Consider the following 16,099-nt stretch of genomic DNA (forward strand, 5'->3'; position numbering starts at 1 on the left):
ACGAATCACCACACGGGAGGAGATGTGGCGACTAGTCTGGGCAGCGCCGGAACGAGGGCGAGGGGGACCCTGGTGAAGATCCTGCACATCGTCACGCTGCACACCCCGGACCACGCCTTCGGCGGTCCGACCCGGGTGGCCCTGAACCTCTCCAAGGCGCAGCGCGCCGGGGGCGACGACGCGAGGATCATGGCGCTGGGCGACGGCTTCGACGGGCCCCTGCCCCGCGAGGTGGAGGGCGTCCCCGTCCACCTCTTCCAGGCCCGCCACCTGCTGCCGGTGTTCGAGGTCAGCGGGATCACCTCCGCCGCCCTGCTGCGGACCGCCCGCCGCATGATGCGCGGCGCCGACCTCGTCCACGTCCACCTGATGCGCGACCTGGTCACCCTGCCCGCCGCCCTCATCGCCCTGGCCACCGGCACCCCCCTGGTCGTCCAGACCCACGGCATGGTCGACCCGACCGAGAAACGGGTCGCCCAGCTCACCGACCTCCTGGGCGTCCGCCGGGTGCTGCGCGGCGCCGACGCGGTCCTCCACCTCACCGAGGCCGAGCGCGTCGACGTCAACGCCGTCGCCGCCCCCGTGCCGCTCACCCGGACCGTGCGCCTGGTCAACGGGGTGCGCCCGCAGCCGTTCAAACCGGCCCGCGAGCCCGGCCGCCCGCCGACCGTGCTGTTCCTCGCCCGCATCCAGGAGCGCAAGCGCCCCGAGGACTTCGTCGCCGCGATGCCCGCCGTCCTCGCCGAACACCCCGACGCCCGCTTCGTCCTCGCGGGCCCGGACACCGGGGCCCTGCCCGGCACCCTCGAACTGGCGCGCCGCCTCGGCGTGACGGACTCGCTGGACCACGTCGGGCCGCTCGGCCACGAGGAGGTGCTGGCGGCGGGCCGCGAGGCCGACGTGTACGTCCTGCCGTCCATCGAGGAACCCCTGGGCGTCTCCGTCCTGGAAGCGATGTCCGTCGGCACCCCGGCCGTCATCACCCGCACCTGCGGGCTCGGGCCCGATGTGGCGCGCGCCGGGGCGGGCCGGGTGATCGACAGCCGCGTCGGGGAGGACGCCGCCAACGCGGACAAGGTCGCGCGCGCCATCCTGGAACTCCTCGAGCCGGGCGCCAACGCCGAGGCGGGCAAGGCCGCCTGGGAGCTGGTCAACGAACACTTCACCATCGAGGTGGTCACCCGCACCCTCCGGCGGACCTACGAGGACGTGGTCCGCCGGAGAAGCGAAGGCATCAAGAGGACGGCTGCGCACGCGACTTGAGGGCGATCTGCCAGCGGTAGAAGCTCATCGCCAGGGCGAAGTCGAACCCGGCGCGCCCGTCCAGGAACCCCCGCCGGTAGACGTACATATAGGCGAAGGACATCAGCGGCTTGAACGGCGCCCGGTGGAACAGCTGCCCCTGCCGCGACTTGGCGCGGCGCACCTGCTCCTTCACCTCCGGGTGGTGGTTGAGCCACGCCTCCCAGTCCGAGTAGCGGTTGTGCCGCTCGAACCAGGCGGTCACCGGGTCCAGGTCCTGGTGCTCGATCGGATGGCGCAGCGCCGCCGTGCTCTGCGCGACCGGCTGGTAGTGCCCCTCCACCTCCCCGATGCCGGGCGCGTCCAGATCGCCCACTTCCGGGTAGTGGCAGCGGGTCCGGTCGGTCAGCGAGCGTTTGCGGATGGTGTAGCCGTGCCGCAGCCGCTTCCCGGCGAACCAGTAGCCGAGCGGGATGTCGTACGCGGCGGGCTTCGGCGCGTCCGGATCGGCGAAGATCCCCCGCAGCTCGTCCAGCAGTCCGGGGCTCAGCCGCTCGTCCCCGTCGAGCAGCAGGATCCAGTCCAGGTCCGTGCGCACCCGGTCCAGGCACCACTGCTTCTTCCGCGGATGCCCGCCGTCCCAGCTGTACAGGACGACCTCGGCGCCGCACTCGGCGGCGATCTTCGCGGTGTCGTCGGAGCTGTGCGAGTCCACGACGACCACCGCCTCGAAATGGCCGATGACCGACCGCACGGCCTCCGCGATGTTCAGCCCCTCGTTCTTCGTGGGGATCGCCACGGCTATCGGCAGCTTCTTCATCCGTTGCCCCCTTCGGGCAGCCAGGCCCAGCAGCCTGTGGAGGTGAAGGCGAGCGCCGCCTCCGGAATCGTGAGCGTGGTCCGCTTCCCGTCGTGCGAGGAGCCGGATGCCAGTACCTTCCCGCCCGGGCCGGTCACCTCCCAGGTGCAGTTCGCGGTGGGGGAGACGTCCCGGTAGCGTCCCGGCCGCAGCTCGCCGTCCCGGTGCGTACCGTCGGCGTACCCGTGCGAGGCCCGCTCCACGAGGTCCTTGTGCCGGGGGCACAGATGGGTGACAGCGGGCTCGGCGCCGGTGATCTCACCCGTCACGACGGCCCCCACCGCCGTGTCCCGGTCCACCTTGACCAGGTAGTCGAGCCGGTCGCAGGTCTCCTGCCCGGTCTGGAGCACCGCCGCCGGGTCCATGCCCACGGGCACCCGGTCGGTCAGATACTCCTTCTGCTTCTTGGTGAACGTGCCGGTCGCGGGCGTCAGCCGGTCGGTGGGGATCTTGGGCGGCTCGCTGCTCCGGGTGCCCTCCGGGCCGGCGGGCGCGGAGGGATCGGCCTCCGCTCCGGCCGCGGGCGCGGACGGCGCCGCGCTGCTCGAAACCGCGGGGCCCGCGGCCTTGCCGGCCCCGGCCCCGCCGCCGTCGTCGGAGGAGGAGCCGCAGGCGGCCAGCGCCACCGTCGCGAGAACGACGGCGGCGCCGGCCAGGAACGTGTTCCTCATGCACTGTTCCTCAGCGCGTAGTGCGCACTGACCTGGGCGGCGGTCAGCGCGGTCGGGTAGACGGCGGTCTCGTCGATCTGGCCGGCGAAGAAGTTGCTCGTCGGCCGGTTCGGCCAGGTCGCGAGGTTGTCCCCGCCCACCCGCCAGTAGCCGGTGTAGCTCTGGTTCTTGGTGTACCGGGAGTTCGACGCGCGCAGCTGCCCGTCCACGTACAGGGCCATGCCACCGGAACCCTGGGTGGCGACGACATGGTGCCAGGCGCCGTCGTTGTACGCCCCGGTGGTGCTGACGGTCTGACCGCCGCCGTTGGAGGTGCCGAACGTCAGACGCCCGTTGTTGAGCATGTACACATGCTTGTCGTACTTGCCGCTCAGCTCCATGGTGTTGCTGCCGAAGCCGATGATCTTCCCTCCCCGGGTCGTCGTGGTCTTGATCCAGGTCTCCACGGAGAACGCCGTGGGCTGCGGCCGCCCGCGGTTGCTGTACGCGTACTGCGTGGACCCGTTGAAGCCGATGGCGGTCGAGGGCCCGGCCACCGCTGCCGGGGTCTGCCGGTACGAGGGCGAGTTGCGCAGGAAGCCGTTGTCCAGCCCCGGCCCGGTGTCGGCGGCGAAGGTGGACGTGCCCTCGTCGTAGCGCCAGTACAGGCTCGCCCCGTCGGCGACGACCTTCGCCGGATAGCTCTCCGCCTTGGCCGCCACGGTCGCGCTCACCGCGGGCGACTTCGCGCTGGTGTTGGTGCCGTCGCTCGCGGTGATCCGGTACGTGTGGGTCTCGCCGGGCGCCACATCGGTGTCCGTCCACCGCAGCTGCGGACGGTCCCAGAAGACGGAGTACCCCGTCGTCGTGTGGACCGGGGTGGCCGCCCCGTCCTTGTAGATCCGGTACGTGAGCACCCCGTCGTCGGTGTCGAAACTGGTCTGCCAGTTCACGTCCACCTTGTTCGGGGCGACCGTGGAGACGCTGACGTTCGGCACCCAGGGCGCCCCCGTGTCCGGGCCGTCGGCGAACCGGGTGAGCCCCTGCTGCGCCTTGCTGTTGACCGTGGTGAACTCGCCGCCCACCCACAGGTAGTGGCGGCCGCCCTTGTCGGTCTGCGCCATCACCCGCGGGCCGACCGGCTCGCCGATCCCGTCGTTGGTGTCCGGGAACCACGGCAGCAGCTTCGGGTCGTCCACCGACTGGGCCAGCAGGTGCTTGCGCGGCTGGTCGGGGAACTCGCCCATGGACGCGCAGTCGTGCGCGTGACTGCCGCTGTAGAGCACCCCGTCGTGCACCAGGAGGGCCTGTGTGGCGCCCAGGCAGGTGTCGCGCCACACCTGGTTGAACGTGGTGAGGTCGACGGCGATACGCCCGTCGAACACCCCGCCCCCGGTGCCCTCGTTGGCGGTGTAGAACTGCTTGGCGTCGCTGGTGAGGTCCTGCACCGTGGAGGTGTTCGGGATGAAGCCCGGGTAGCTCTTGTCCAGCGCTCCGCCGGTGGCGTCCACCACCGCCAGCGCGTGCGAGCTGGTGCCGTTCACGGTGAAGAAGTCCCCGCCGAGCACCACATGCTGCCCGTCCGGGGTGACCTCCACCGCCCGGCCCACCTCGTCCGCGTTCGCCGTCCACGGCTTCAGCGCCGCACCGGTGGTGACGGCGGCGAAGAAGTTGCGGGGCTGCCCCGCCACGCTCTTGAAGTCGCCCCCGAGGTACACCGTGTCGTCGGTGACCGCGAGCGCCCGCACGGTGGCGGAGACGGCGACCTTGAAGTTCTGGCGCGGGGTGCAGGTGGCGGTGTCGATGGCCGCGATGTTGCTGACGCCCACCCCGTTCACCGCACCGAACTGCCCGCCCGCGTACAGGGTTTCACCGTCCGGCGACAGGGCCAGCGCGCGGACCGTCGCGGTCCCCGAGGACAGCGTGAACGACAGGGAGCAACCGGTGGGCGCCCCGGTCGCGGTGTCGAACGCGGCGAAGTTCACCGCGGGCTGCTCGGAGGTCCCGGCGGCCGCACCCGGCGGCCGTACGGTGGAGAAGGTGCCGCCCGCGTAGACCACACCGTCGTCGGACGCGGCCATCGACCAGACGATGCCGTTGGTCTGCCAGGTGGACAGGTCGTCCGCGGTGATCGAGACGGGTGCGGTGAGGGCGGCGGCCGGAGGACTGCCCGCGGCGGCGGCGCTCAGGGCGCCCGCGAGCAGGCCGAGCGCCGCGGTCGCGGCCCGCGTCCGGCCGCGTCGGCGCCCCGTGGTTCGGTTCATCATTCAGCTCCGAAGGTGAGAACGAGCTTGCGGCCCGCTGGCCGCGGTCGAGTGGGCGGGGCCGGAGCCCCGCCCGAGCCGGCGCGTGCGACCCCACCGCGTCGCCGGTGGGGGTGGGGGAGCGCGCCGGAGTCCTGGGGCGTGTCCTATCTGTCCACGCGCACGGCGGCCCCCGCGAGTTCGTCGGAGAGCCGGCGCACATCGGCGTCGACCATGATCCGGGCCAGCTCCCGGGCCCGTACGGCCGGTTTCCAGCCCAGCAGCTGCCCGGCCTTCGAGGCGTCCCCGATCAGCGCGTCGACCTCGCTGGGCCGCTCGTACTTCGCGTCGTAGCGGACGTACTCGCGCCAGTCGAGGCCGGCGTGCTCGAAGGCGTACTCCAGGAACTGCCGGACGCTGACGCCCTCGCCGGTGGCCACCACGTAGTCGTCCGGGGTTTCGCACTGGAGCATGCGCCACATCGCGTCCACGTACTCGGGGGCGTAACCCCAGTCGCGTATCGCGTCCAGGTTGCCCAGATGCAGCCGGGACTGGAGGCCCGCCTTGATCCGGGCCACACCACGGGTGATCTTCCGGGTCACGAAGGTCTCCCCGCGCCGGGGCGACTCATGGTTGAACAGGATGCCGTTCACCGCGAACATCCCGTACGCCTCGCGGTAGTTGACCGTCGCCCAGTACGAGTAGACCTTGGCGACGCTGTACGGGCTGCGCGGGTGGAACGGGGTCAGTTCGTTCTGCGGCGGCGGGCTCGCGCCGAACATCTCCGAGGAGGACGCCTGGTAGATCCGGGTGTCGATGCCACTGGCCCGGACCGCCTCCAGGAGCCGGATCGTGCCCAGACCGGTCACGTCCCCCGTGTACAGCGGCGCGTCGAAGGAGACCCGCACATGCGACTGCGCGCCCAGGTTGTACACCTCGTCGGGCCGGATGTCCCGCAACAGGTTCACCAGCGCGACCCCGTCGGCCAGATCCGCGTGGTGCAGCACGAAGGACCGGTGCTCCTGCTCCGGGCCCTGGTAGATGTGGTCGATCCGCTCCGTGTTGAAACTGGACGAGCGGCGGATCAGGCCGTGGACCGTGTACCCCTTCTGGAGCAGCAGCTCCGACAGGTACGAACCGTCCTGTCCGGTCACCCCGGTGATGAGCGCGGTCTTCGCCACGTTTCCCCCTTCTGCGGTCGGCTGCAAGGCAGTTGGTCATGGAATGTCAATGTCTGAGGGATCCGGGACAAAACATCAACGTTTCTCCCGGCTGCTGGCACAATCCGAAAACATGACGACAGATCTCCCCGGCCCTCCCCGGGAACGCGTCCCGTCCCTGCTACGCCCCGGTGCCCGCGTGTTCGTCGCCGGCCACCGGGGCCTGGTCGGGTCGGCGGTGGTCCGCCGCCTCACCGCCGACGGCCATGAGGTGGTCACCCGCGGCCGCGACCGCCTCGATCTCCGGGACGCCGAGCGCACCGCCGCCTTCCTGCGCGGCATACGCCCGGACGCCGTGGTGCTGGCCGCCGCCCGGGTCGGCGGGATCATGGCCAACAGCACGTATCCCGTGCAGTTCATCGAGGACAACCTGCGCATCCAGCTGAGCGTGATCGCGGGTGCGCACGCGGCCGGTACCGAGCGGCTGCTCTTCCTCGGCTCGTCCTGCATCTACCCGAAGCACGCCCCCCAGCCGATCCCCGAGAGCGCGCTGCTCACCGGACCCCTGGAACCCACCAACGAGGCGTACGCGCTGGCGAAGATCGCCGGCATCGTGCAGACGCAGTCCTACCGCCGCCAGTACGGCGCCTCCTACATCAGCGCCATGCCGACCAATCTCTACGGCCCCGGCGACAGCTTCGACCTGGAGACCTCGCACGTCCTGCCCGCCCTGATCCGCCGCTTCCACGAGGCCCGCGAGTCCGGCGCACCCGCCCTCACGCTCTGGGGGTCCGGAAACCCCCGTCGCGAGTTCCTGCACGTGGACGACCTCGCCGCCGCCTGCGTGCTCCTGCTGGAGCGTTACGACGACGACGCACCGGTCAACGTCGGCTGCGGCGACGACCTCACCATCCGCGAACTCGCCGCCATGGTGGCCGACGTGACGGCCTATCAGGGCGAGACCCGCTGGGACACGGGCAAACCCGACGGCACCCCGCGCAAACTCCTGGACGTCTCCCGGCTGACCTCCCTCGGCTTCGCACCGCGCATCCCGCTGAAGGAGGGCATCGCGGAGACGTACTCCTGGTGGCTCCGGCAGCGGGCCGCGTAGCCGCCCCCGCCCGGCCGGGCGGCCCGCTCCCGTCCGCGACGGGCGGACCACCCGGCCCCCTTCCCCGATCCTCATCCGCCCCCGCCCTCAGTACGCCCCGCGGCCGTCGGTGACGGCGCGCAGCGTGCGGGCCATGAGCCCCATGTCCGTGGCCACCGACCAGTTGTCGACGTACCAGAGGTCCAGCGACACCGTCTCCTGCCACGAGAGGTCGGACCGGCCGCTGACCTGCCACAGGCCCGTCAGCCCCGGTTTCACCGCGAGCCTCCGCAACTCCCGCTCGTCGTACCGGGACACCTCGTCCGGCAGCGGCGGACGCGGGCCGACCAGGGACATGTCACCCTTGAGTACGTTGATGAGCTGGGGCAGTTCGTCCAGCGACGAGCGCCGCAGCAGCCGGCCGAGCCGGGTCACCCGGGGGTCCCGGCGCATCTTGAACATCGGGCCGTCGTTCTCGTTGGCCTCGGTGAGCCGCGCCTTGCGCCGCTCGGCGTCCACCACCATCGTGCGGAACTTCCACATGACGAACGGGTGGTTGTGCCGCCCCTGACGGACCTGCCGGTGGAAGACCGGCCCCGCCGAGGTCAGCCGGACCGCCACCGCGATCAGCAGCAACAAGGGGGCCAGGGCGACCAGCCCGCAGGCGGCCCCCGTCCGGTCCACCGCCGCCTTCAGGGCCGGCTGGAGCCCCCGGCGCAGCGGCGGCACGATGTGCAGCAGGGTGAGCCCGGCCGCCGAAGAGGGGCGTATCCGGTCCGCCGCGGTCTCCGAGAGGTGCGAGAGCACCGACACCTCCAGACCGCCGTCGTGCAGGCCCCAGGTCAGCTGCCGCAACCGCTCCTCGGCCAGCCCCGGACCCGGGACCACCAGCGCGAGGTCCGCCTCGTGCGCGAAGGAAGCGCCCAGCACCGTCGAGGCGTCGTCCCCCGCCGGGGCCGGAGCCAGCCGCCCCGGCACCGGGACCTCGCAGCTCAGCGCCGCCGCGCCCACCGGCAGGGCGGCCACCACGCGATAGCCGTGGTCCTCCCGCGAGGTGAGCAGCCGCACCGCCCGGTCCACCCCCGCGGCCTCGCCGACCACCAGCACCCGGCGCGCCGTCCGGCGCCTCCCGGACCGGGCCAGCCGGCGCGCCCCCGAGATGCCCGTCCCCGCCAGAAGCCCGGGGACGAGGGCGACGACGGCCGCCCCCGGGTCGATCGGTGCGTCGAGGGCGGTCCACAGCACCGCCAGCACACCGATGAGCAGCAACCAGTCCCCGGGCGTGGTCAGCGCCCCGGGCGGACGGCCCGGCGCACGTAGGACGTACCGCCCCCGCGCGGCCCGCACCCCGCACCACACCAGGGTGGCCGCGGACGCCCCGGCCAGGGCCTCGGGCTGCCCGTCGGCGCGGAGCACCAGCCAGGCGGGTAAACCGAGCCCGGCGGATTCGGCGCACACCACCAGGGGCAGCAGGCCCGGGCGCCTGCCGGGCGCCCCGGCGCCGCGTTCCCGCCGTACGTCCGGCAGCTGCCGCGGCCGGCCGATGTCCTGGCCGCGCGGCATTCCCGACGAGGTCCGCGGACGTGGCGCTCCCGCCAGTCCCACGGGCCTCGGTATATCGGATTCGGGTAGCTCGACATGCCCCATGAACCCCCCAGTCACAGTCGCATCGCCACAAACGGGGCGCACCCGCCGATCCAGTGGACTGACGGACGCGCCCTCGCTCGGTGCACGATATCCACACACATGGCATTTCGCTGGAGTTCCGGTGAAGTTCAGACAGGCACGTTGTCCCGCGACTCGTCCCGATCCGTACCGGATCACAGGTTCTGTGCGCACCTGTTGGTATGTGTGCCATGGCCCAAACGGTTGGTGTGCGGATATGTACCTCGGTCGCCAACTACCGTACGTGCTCGCGCGGTTGCGCGGGCGGTATTCGGCCTGCTCGGCTCGGACGGCCACCGGGCGGTCTGGGAGGATGCGGTGTCGGGAGCACGTACCCGGCCATGAGTGGAAGAGGGACGCACGGTGACCCCCGCGGAGAAGAACTGGGCCGGCAACATCACCTTCGGCGCGAAGCGGCTGTGCGTGCCGCGATCCGTCCGCGAACTGCGCGAGACGGTCGCCGCCTCCGACGCGGTCCGCCCCCTGGGCACCCGGCACTCCTTCAACACCGTCGCGGACACCACAGGCGACCAGGTGTCGCTCGCCGGACTCCCGCGCGTCGTGGACATCGACGTCCCCGGCCGGACCGTCACCCTGACCGCCGGACTCCGCTTCGGTGAGTTCGCCGCCGAACTGCACGAGCACGGTCTCGCCCTGGCCAACCTGGGCTCGCTCCCGCACATCTCGGCCGCCGGCGCCGTCGCGACCGGCACCCACGGCTCCGGCGTGGGCAACCGCTCCCTCGCGGGCGCGGTGCGCGCCCTCTCCCTGGTGACGGCCGACGGAGGGACGCGCACCCTGCGGCGCACCGACGAGGACTTCGCGGGCGCGGTCGTCTCCCTCGGCGCGCTCGGCGTGGTGACCTCGCTGGAACTGGACCTCGTACCCGCCTTCGAGGTGCGCCAGTGGGTGTACGAGGATCTGCCCGAGGCCACACTCACCGCGCGCTTCGACGAGGTGGTGTCCGCCGCCTACAGCGTCAGCGTCTTCACGGACTGGCGCCCCGGACCGGTCGGCCAGGTGTGGCTGAAGCAGCGGGTGGGCGACGGGGGCACCACGGCCGCGATGCCCGCCGAGTGGCTGGGCGCACGGCTCGCCGACGGCCCCCGGCACCCGATCCCCGGGATGCCCGCCGGGAACTGCACCGCGCAGCAGGGTGTGCCAGGGCCCTGGCACGAGCGGCTGCCGCACTTCCGGATGGAGTTCACCCCGAGCAACGGCGACGAGCTCCAGTCGGAGTACTTCGTGGCCCGCAGGGACGCCGTCGCCGCCTACGAGGCCCTGGCCCGGCTGCGGGACCGGATCGCCCCGGTGCTCCAGGTCTCCGAGCTCCGCACCGTCGCCGCCGACGACCTGTGGCTGAGCCCCGCCCACGGCCGGGACTCGGTGGCCTTCCACTTCACCTGGGTCCCGGACGCGGCGGCCGTCGCGCCGGTGGCCGCGGCGATCGAGGAGGCCCTGGCCCCGTTCGGCGCCCGCCCGCACTGGGGCAAGGTCTTCTCCACGGACCCCGGGGTGCTGCGCACGCTCTACCCGCGCTACGCGGACTTCGAGGAGCTGGTGCGCCGCTACGACCCGGAGGGCACCTTCCGCAACGCGTTCCTGGACCGGTACTTCCGGAGCTGATCCGCGTGGTCAGCGGCTGCCGCGTTCGTCCTCGGCCCGGGAGGGCCAGGCGGCGGCCGAGCGGCCCGGGGCGAGCTGGTCGACCACCTCGGCCAGCTCCTCGCAGGCGCGCTCGATGCGGTGCCGGATGTTCTGCTGCTCGGCGACCATGGCGGCCAGCAGGAGGGCGGTGAGGGCGACGGCCCCGTTGAGCACCGTGAGGTTGATCATCACTTCCACGATGGTGTGCCCCGCGAATGGTCCGGTCCCGTCCGTCCCCGCCACGATCGCCAGGACGGACACCAGCAGAGCGCACGGCGCGCTGCCCGCGAGCCGGAAGCGCAGGGCGGCCCAGATGACGATCGGGAACACCAGATAGAGCATCGACAGCGAGCTACGGGTGGCGACGAGTGCCCCGGCGACCGCGACCGCCGACAGCGCCACGGCCTCCGCCCAGCGGTCCGTGAACCGGGGCGGCCGCACCCGGCCGAGCACCAGCACGACGGGCGTGACCACCAGGACCCCCATGACGTCGCCGGCCCACCACGCCGCCCAGACGGACCAGAAGTTCCCGGCGGGCAGCTTGCCGTCCACCACGAGCATCGTCGTCCCGGCGGTCGCGCCGATCACCATGGCGGCCATCGCCCCGAGGAACACCAGCACGACGCCGTCGCGCAGCCGGTCCAGCTCCCGGCGGAAACCGGTCCGCCGCAACAGCGCGTACGCGCAGAGGGGCGCGAGCGTGTTGCCCGCCGCCACGACGAGCGTGGACGGCGTCACCGTACCGCCCAGCATGCCCACGACGACCAGCGAGCCGACCGCGATCCCGGGCCAGACGCGTAATCCGTCGTACAGCAGGCAGCCCAGCGCGATCCCGGTCGGCGGCCACAGCGGCGTCACCACCGCGCCATGGACGGTCAGCTCCCGCAGCAGGCCCAGCCGGGCCGCCCCGTAGTAGACGGCGGCGACGCCCACGACACGCAGGACCGCCACCAGGTACCGGCGGTTCCTCTCGCTGTGGATCACGCCTCTCATCAGACACCGGCCCGAGGCGGACGGCGGTGTGACACGCACGGGCGGCCGGGGTCCGCCTCACCCTCCGCCGGAGCCGGGGCCCCCGTGGCGCAGCACGAGCACCGCCGCGTCGTCCTGGTGCCCCGTGCGCTCGGCGGAGCCCATGACCGCGTCGGCCAGCGCGTCCGCGTCCTCGGCCACCCGGGAACGTACGAGCCGCACCACCTCGTCCAGCCCTTCGTCCAGGGAGTACGAGGGACCCTCGACCACCCCGTCGGTCAGCAGCACGAACGCCCCCTCGCCGCCGAGCGAGCGCGTGGTGACCGGATACTCCTCGCCCGACTGCACCCCGAGCGGCAGCCCGCCCTCGTCGTCCGTGGTGCCGGCCCGGCCGTCGGCGGTGGACCAGACGGCGGCCACATGACCGGCCCGGGCACTGCGCAGCTCCCGGGTCGCGGGGTCGAGACGTACGAAGGTGCAGGTGGCGAGCAGTCCGGTGTCGGCGGCGAGCAACAGGTCGTTGGTACGGCTCATGACCTCGCCCGGATCATCGGCCGTGAGCGCGAAGGCGCGCATCGCGATCCTGGTCTGGCCCATGAAGGCGGCGGCCTCCACATCGTGCCCCTGGACGTCCCCCACGGCGAAGGCCAGCGCCCCGTCGGGGAGCACGAACCCGTCGTACCAGTCGCCGCCGATGTCCAGGCCGCTGCGCGCCGGGGCGTACCGGGCGGCGGACCGCAGCCCCGGCGCCGAGGGCAGGCCGGGGGGCAGCATCTCGCGCTGGATCGCCTCGGCCAGCTCCACCCTGGCCTGGTGCAGCTCCACCTCGCGGCGGGCCCGGGAGGTGAGGTCGTGGAGGGTGGTGAGCAGTTCGTCGGAGCTGGCCGACCGGGAAGGACGACGCCGGTTCATGGGCCGCTCCGCGGGGACGGGTGGGATGGCGGGCCGGGTCCCTGCATCCTATTTCGGCGGGGGCCGGGCGCAGGCCGGGCGGGCGGCGGCGGCCGGTCGGGTGGATGCTGGAAGTGGACCCGTGCGTCGGCCCGCGCCCGCCGGCCGGTGCGGGCCGGGAGGTATGCGATGAACCGCACGCTGGAATGGACGGTGCGCGTCGAGCTCTCCGAGGAGGGCGGGACGACCAAGGCGGAAGCGGTGCTGGACACGGGCACCGCGAGGCTCACCGGCCAGGGGATCGCCCGGCTGAGCCCCCAGGACCCCGACGTCCCCACGATCGGCGACGAGGTCGCGGCGAGCCGCGCGATGCACGACGTCGCCGGACAGCTGATGAGCGTGGCCGACCGCGCCATCGGCGAGGCCGGTGCCGGCCGCCAGGACGGCCCGGTGCCACCGCCCTACGCCTGGTCGGACGCCACGGCCTGAGCACACGGCGAGCGCATCCCGCCCGGCGTTCGAAGGAACATCCGTGCGCCCGTTCCGGCGGTAACGGAACGGGCGTTCAACAGGGCTCGCGGTCTGTTTGTTACGCACCCGCAGGCCCCGCGCGCAGAGCCGCCGGCGGGGCGCCGTGCCATGTCGCCCGCACGGACGACCCCGTCAATCCGGCACCGTACGGCTGGTTGCAGCGGACAGGAATTGACAGGTACCCGTAGCTTTCCCTACATGCCGACTACAGCCGTGTGTGACGGAAATGTCCGCACTTCGTAACACGCCCCGATGCCGTTCCCGCACGGCCGCCGACGGGTCCAAGGTGTGGCTCCCGGCAGGACGCCGGGAACGTTGAACCGCCCGGACCCCACCGGTCCGGGCCTGCACCTGAGGGGTCTTCATGTCCCGTTCCGCACGGCGGATCACCGCCGCCGTCCTCGCTTCCGGCGCACTGGTCGCAGCCGCCGCCCTCCCCGCGGTCGCCGACGGTCGCGACCACGGCCGTGACCACGGCCGGGGCCACCACGCCCCGCGTTCGGCCGTCGTCCTGGGCAAGGTCCAGTACGACAGCCCCGGTCGCGACAACGGCTCGAACCGGAGCCTGAACGGTGAGTGGGTCACCGTCACCAACACCGGGCGGCACACGGTGAACCTGCGCGGCTGGACGCTCAGCGACGAGAGCCACCGCACCTACAAGTTCGACCTGCGCCTGCCCGGCCGCTCCTCGGTGCGCGTCCACACCGGCGTCGGCCGCGACACCCGCCACGACGTCTACCAGGACCGGCGCAGCTACGTCTGGGACAACAGCGACACGGCCACCCTGCGCGACGCGCACGGCCACAAGGTCGACTCCAAGTCCTGGGGGCACCGCCACCACGGTCCCCGCCGCTGACCCACCGGCGGCACCTCGCGGCGCACTCCGGCCCACCGGCCGGGGTGCGCCGCACCCGTATGCCCGTCAGGAGTCGTCGTCCCGGAGGTCCTGCTCCGTCCACAGCGCCTTGCCGTTCGTGCTGTAGCGGGTGCCCCAGTGGTTGGCGAGCTGCGACACGATGAACAGGCCCCGCCCGCCCTCGTCGACCGTCCGGGCGTGCCGCAGATGCGGGGCGACCGGGCTGGTGTCGTGCACCTCGCAGGTCAGCGCGCGGTCCAGCAGCAGCCGCAGTTGCAGGGGCGGCGTCCCGTAGCGGACCGCGTTGGTGATCAGCTCGCTGACGATCAGCTCGGTCGCCTCGATGGTGTCCTCGTCCAGCTCCCAGCCCTCCAGCCGGTCCCTGACCAGGGTGCGGGCGACCGCCGGGGTGGTCCGGTCGTGGGCCAGCTCCCAGGTCGCCACCCGGTCCGGCGGCACCACGCCCGTCCGGGCGAGCAGCAGGGCGGCCCCGTCCGGATCGGCCTCGGCCGGCAGGTTGTACACGATCGCGTCGCACAGGTCCCGCAGCGGGCGCTCCGGAAAGGCCAGGGCCTCCCGCACCCCATCCACCGACCGCTCCTCGGGCAGCAGCGAACCGGTGAGGAACGCCAGCACACTGCCCTCGTCCAGCCGCACCGAGCCCGTCGCGAAGGGCGCGCTGTCCGTCGAGAAGAGCGCCGGCCCCTCCGGCACGTCCAGCACCAGCGGACGCCCGTCCGGCCCGACGGCCACCGGCGCCGGATGCCCGGCCCGCGCCACCGTGCACAGCTGCGTGAACGGGTCGTAGACCGCGTACAGGCAGGTCGCGGTCAGCGGCTGGCGGTGCAGCGAGTCCCCGGGCGGCAGCGACCGCCGCTCCTCGACCAGCCGGTCCGCCGTGTCGTTGAGCCGGGCCAGCACCTCGTCGGGCTCCAGGTCGAGCCCGGCCAGCGCGTGGATGACGGTGCGCAGCTGCCCCATGGTGATGGCGGTCTGCAACCCGTGTCCGGCGACATTGCCGATGATGAGGGCCGTCCGGGCGCCGGAGAGCCCGATCGTGTCGAACCAGCAGCCGCTGTTGCGCCCCGGCAGCAGGACGTGCGCGGTCTCGATCGCGACCCGGTCGCCCTCGTGCTGGGGGAGCAGCCGGCGCTGGACGGTCGAGGCGATCACATGCTCGCGGGCGAAGCGCAGCGCGTTCTCGATGCTCAGCGCCGCGTGCGCGGCGGCGTTCAGCGCGAGGGTGAGGTCGCGCTCGTTGTACGGGTCGCCCCGGTGCCGGTACAGGCTCACTAGGCCGAGCACGGAGCCGTGCAGCTTCAGCGGCGCCACGATCATCGAGTGCGCCCCGGTCGCCTCGATCATCCGGCGCGTCGCCGGGTCGGCGTCCAGCCAGGGCGTGTCCGGGGCCAGCTGGACCAGCCGGGGCCGCAGATCCGCGACGGCGAGGGCGAACGGGGTCGCCTCCGGCAGCCGGCGCAGCTCACCGACCAGGTTGTCCGGCGCCGCCACCGTGCCCCGTACCGCCGCACGCCGCAGCGGGACGTCCCGGTCCAGGGGCTCAGCGGCGGGTCGGCCCCGCGCAGCACCTCGTCCACCACCTCAACCACGGCCAGGTCGGCGAACGCGGGCACCAGCGCCGACACCAGCCCCTCGCAGGTCGCCGCCACATCGAGGGAGTGGCCCGCCCCCCGGCGCACGGCGGCCAGCACATCGGCCCGGACGTGCGCCTTGTCCCGCTCGTCGACGTCGACCACGGCCGCCAGCAGGCCGAGCGGGCGGCCGTCCGCGGCGTCCAGCCGGTGCAGGGTGACGTTCAGGTGGCGAGAGGGGCCGGGGGCCCGGGCGACGCGCCCGCGCACCGCGTGGTTGACCACCGGTGCGCCCGTCTTCAGGACCTGGCGCAGCAGGTGTTCCGCCTCCTCCGGGTCGTCCAGCCGGTAGGCGTCGGTGAAGTGGAGGCCGAGGAGCTGATCCGGGTCCGCCACCTCGGTCAGGGCGTTGACGCGGACCACCCGGAGATCCAGGTCCAGGACGTGCAGGCCGACCGCGGACTGGCTGAACAGCGTGTCGAGCAGCGCCCCCGCCATGTCGTCTCCCGGGGCCGCACCGGGGGCCGTGGTACCGGTGTCCGACACGTCGCACCCCCAACGGGCTCCGCCGCCCTGGCGATCGGCAGCTCTCCGGACAGCCTGCGTGCCCCCGCGCCCCGCCCGCCACCGCGCGGCGCCGAACGGGTGAGGCCGCACGGGCTCGCGGGAGGCGGCAACCTTTCCGCGCCCGGCGGCCACTG

12 protein-coding genes and 1 pseudogene are annotated in these 16,099 nt (G+C 72.9%); 5 read left to right on the forward strand and 8 right to left on the reverse strand.

The features are described 5' to 3' along the window. Positions 1-72: 72 nt before the first annotated feature. Positions 73-1,263, forward strand: coding sequence for a glycosyltransferase (locus tag NEH16_RS28960; RefSeq protein ID WP_265545910.1), 1,191 nt, complete (start codon positions 73-75; stop codon positions 1,261-1,263). Here the strand turns inward: NEH16_RS28960 and NEH16_RS28965 are convergent. From NEH16_RS28965 to gmd, 4 genes are all read right to left on the reverse strand, one after another. Further along, the gene (locus NEH16_RS28965) at positions 1,235-2,062 is read right to left on the reverse strand and encodes a glycosyltransferase family 2 protein (RefSeq protein ID WP_265545913.1); all 828 of its coding nucleotides are present in this window, start codon (positions 2,060-2,062) and stop codon (positions 1,235-1,237) included. The genes NEH16_RS28960 and NEH16_RS28965 overlap by 29 nt on opposite strands. Then, positions 2,059-2,772 carry a hypothetical protein gene (locus NEH16_RS28970; protein ID WP_265545915.1) on the reverse strand — a complete coding sequence of 238 codons (714 nt, stop codon included), beginning with the start codon at positions 2,770-2,772 and terminating at the stop codon, positions 2,059-2,061. Before NEH16_RS28970 ends, NEH16_RS28965 begins: the two co-directional genes overlap by 4 nt. Beyond that, positions 2,769-5,015: a LamG-like jellyroll fold domain-containing protein gene (locus tag NEH16_RS28975; protein ID WP_265545916.1), complete on the reverse strand. Its 2,247-nt coding sequence runs from the start codon at positions 5,013-5,015 to the stop codon at positions 2,769-2,771. The genes NEH16_RS28970 and NEH16_RS28975 overlap by 4 nt, the downstream gene beginning before the upstream one ends. 146 nt (positions 5,016-5,161) lie before the next feature. After that, a complete protein-coding gene (gene gmd / locus NEH16_RS28980) occupies positions 5,162-6,175 on the reverse strand; it encodes a GDP-mannose 4,6-dehydratase (RefSeq protein WP_073969656.1) in 1,014 nt (337 codons plus the stop codon). 112 nt (positions 6,176-6,287) lie between these two features. On the opposite strand from gmd, the gene NEH16_RS28985 reads away from it, so the two are divergent. After that, complete coding sequence (locus NEH16_RS28985) at positions 6,288-7,265, forward strand: GDP-L-fucose synthase family protein (RefSeq protein WP_265545918.1); 978 nt, start codon at positions 6,288-6,290, stop codon at positions 7,263-7,265. A gap of 87 nt (positions 7,266-7,352) precedes the next feature. On the opposite strand, the gene NEH16_RS28990 is transcribed toward NEH16_RS28985, so the two are convergent. Beyond that, a complete protein-coding gene (locus tag NEH16_RS28990; protein WP_265545920.1) occupies positions 7,353-8,807 on the reverse strand; it encodes a sugar transferase in 1,455 nt (484 codons plus the stop codon). A 465-nt stretch (positions 8,808-9,272) separates the two neighbouring features. Between NEH16_RS28990 and NEH16_RS28995 the strand changes: the two genes are divergently transcribed. After that, entirely contained in the window at positions 9,273-10,535 is a 1,263-nt protein-coding gene (locus NEH16_RS28995) for a D-arabinono-1,4-lactone oxidase (protein ID WP_265545921.1), read from the forward strand. A gap of 9 nt (positions 10,536-10,544) precedes the next feature. On the opposite strand, the gene NEH16_RS29000 is transcribed toward NEH16_RS28995, so the two are convergent. Both NEH16_RS29000 and NEH16_RS29005 read right to left on the reverse strand, forming a co-directional pair. Beyond that, positions 10,545-11,540 carry an MASE1 domain-containing protein gene (locus NEH16_RS29000; RefSeq protein ID WP_265545922.1) on the reverse strand — a complete coding sequence of 332 codons (996 nt, stop codon included), beginning with the start codon at positions 11,538-11,540 and terminating at the stop codon, positions 10,545-10,547. Between the two features lie 66 nt (positions 11,541-11,606). Next, positions 11,607-12,440, reverse strand: a complete 834-nt coding sequence (locus NEH16_RS29005; protein ID WP_265545923.1) for a PP2C family protein-serine/threonine phosphatase — start codon at positions 12,438-12,440, stop codon at positions 11,607-11,609. Between the two features lie 168 nt (positions 12,441-12,608). Here NEH16_RS29005 and NEH16_RS29010 point away from each other — a divergent pair, with 168 nt between their 5' ends. Beyond that, positions 12,609-12,908: a DUF1876 domain-containing protein gene (locus NEH16_RS29010; protein ID WP_265545925.1), complete on the forward strand. Its 300-nt coding sequence runs from the start codon at positions 12,609-12,611 to the stop codon at positions 12,906-12,908. A 406-nt stretch (positions 12,909-13,314) separates the two neighbouring features. Next, positions 13,315-13,806 (forward strand): lamin tail domain-containing protein, encoded by a 492-nt coding sequence (locus NEH16_RS29015; RefSeq protein ID WP_265545926.1) that lies wholly within the window; start codon positions 13,315-13,317, stop codon positions 13,804-13,806. 66 nt (positions 13,807-13,872) lie between these two features. Here the strand turns inward: NEH16_RS29015 and NEH16_RS29020 are convergent. Beyond that, positions 13,873-15,944: pseudogene (locus NEH16_RS29020) on the reverse strand (SpoIIE family protein phosphatase). Positions 15,945-16,099 lie beyond the last annotated feature (155 nt).

The sequence above is a fragment of the Streptomyces drozdowiczii genome (assembly GCF_026167665.1).
In the GTDB taxonomy this organism is placed as follows: domain Bacteria; phylum Actinomycetota; class Actinomycetes; order Streptomycetales; family Streptomycetaceae; genus Streptomyces; species Streptomyces drozdowiczii_A.

What these genes read in the sequence shown, in the direction of transcription:
- NEH16_RS28975 (WP_265545916.1), bottom strand. Translation starts at nt 5,015, where the DNA reads ATGAACCGAACCACGGGGCGCCGACGCGGCCGGACGCGGGCCGCGACC.
- NEH16_RS28965 (WP_265545913.1), bottom strand. Translation starts at nt 2,062, where the DNA reads ATGAAGAAGCTGCCGATAGCCGTGGCGATCCCCACGAAGAACGAGGGG.
- NEH16_RS29015 (WP_265545926.1), top strand. Translation starts at nt 13,315, where the DNA reads ATGTCCCGTTCCGCACGGCGGATCACCGCCGCCGTCCTCGCTTCCGGC.
- NEH16_RS28970 (WP_265545915.1), bottom strand. Translation starts at nt 2,772, where the DNA reads ATGAGGAACACGTTCCTGGCCGGCGCCGCCGTCGTTCTCGCGACGGTG.
- NEH16_RS28985 (WP_265545918.1), top strand. Translation starts at nt 6,288, where the DNA reads ATGACGACAGATCTCCCCGGCCCTCCCCGGGAACGCGTCCCGTCCCTG.
- NEH16_RS29010 (WP_265545925.1), top strand. Translation starts at nt 12,609, where the DNA reads ATGAACCGCACGCTGGAATGGACGGTGCGCGTCGAGCTCTCCGAGGAG.
- NEH16_RS29005 (WP_265545923.1), bottom strand. Translation starts at nt 12,440, where the DNA reads ATGAACCGGCGTCGTCCTTCCCGGTCGGCCAGCTCCGACGAACTGCTC.
- NEH16_RS28990 (WP_265545920.1), bottom strand. Translation starts at nt 8,807, where the DNA reads ATGCCGCGCGGCCAGGACATCGGCCGGCCGCGGCAGCTGCCGGACGTA.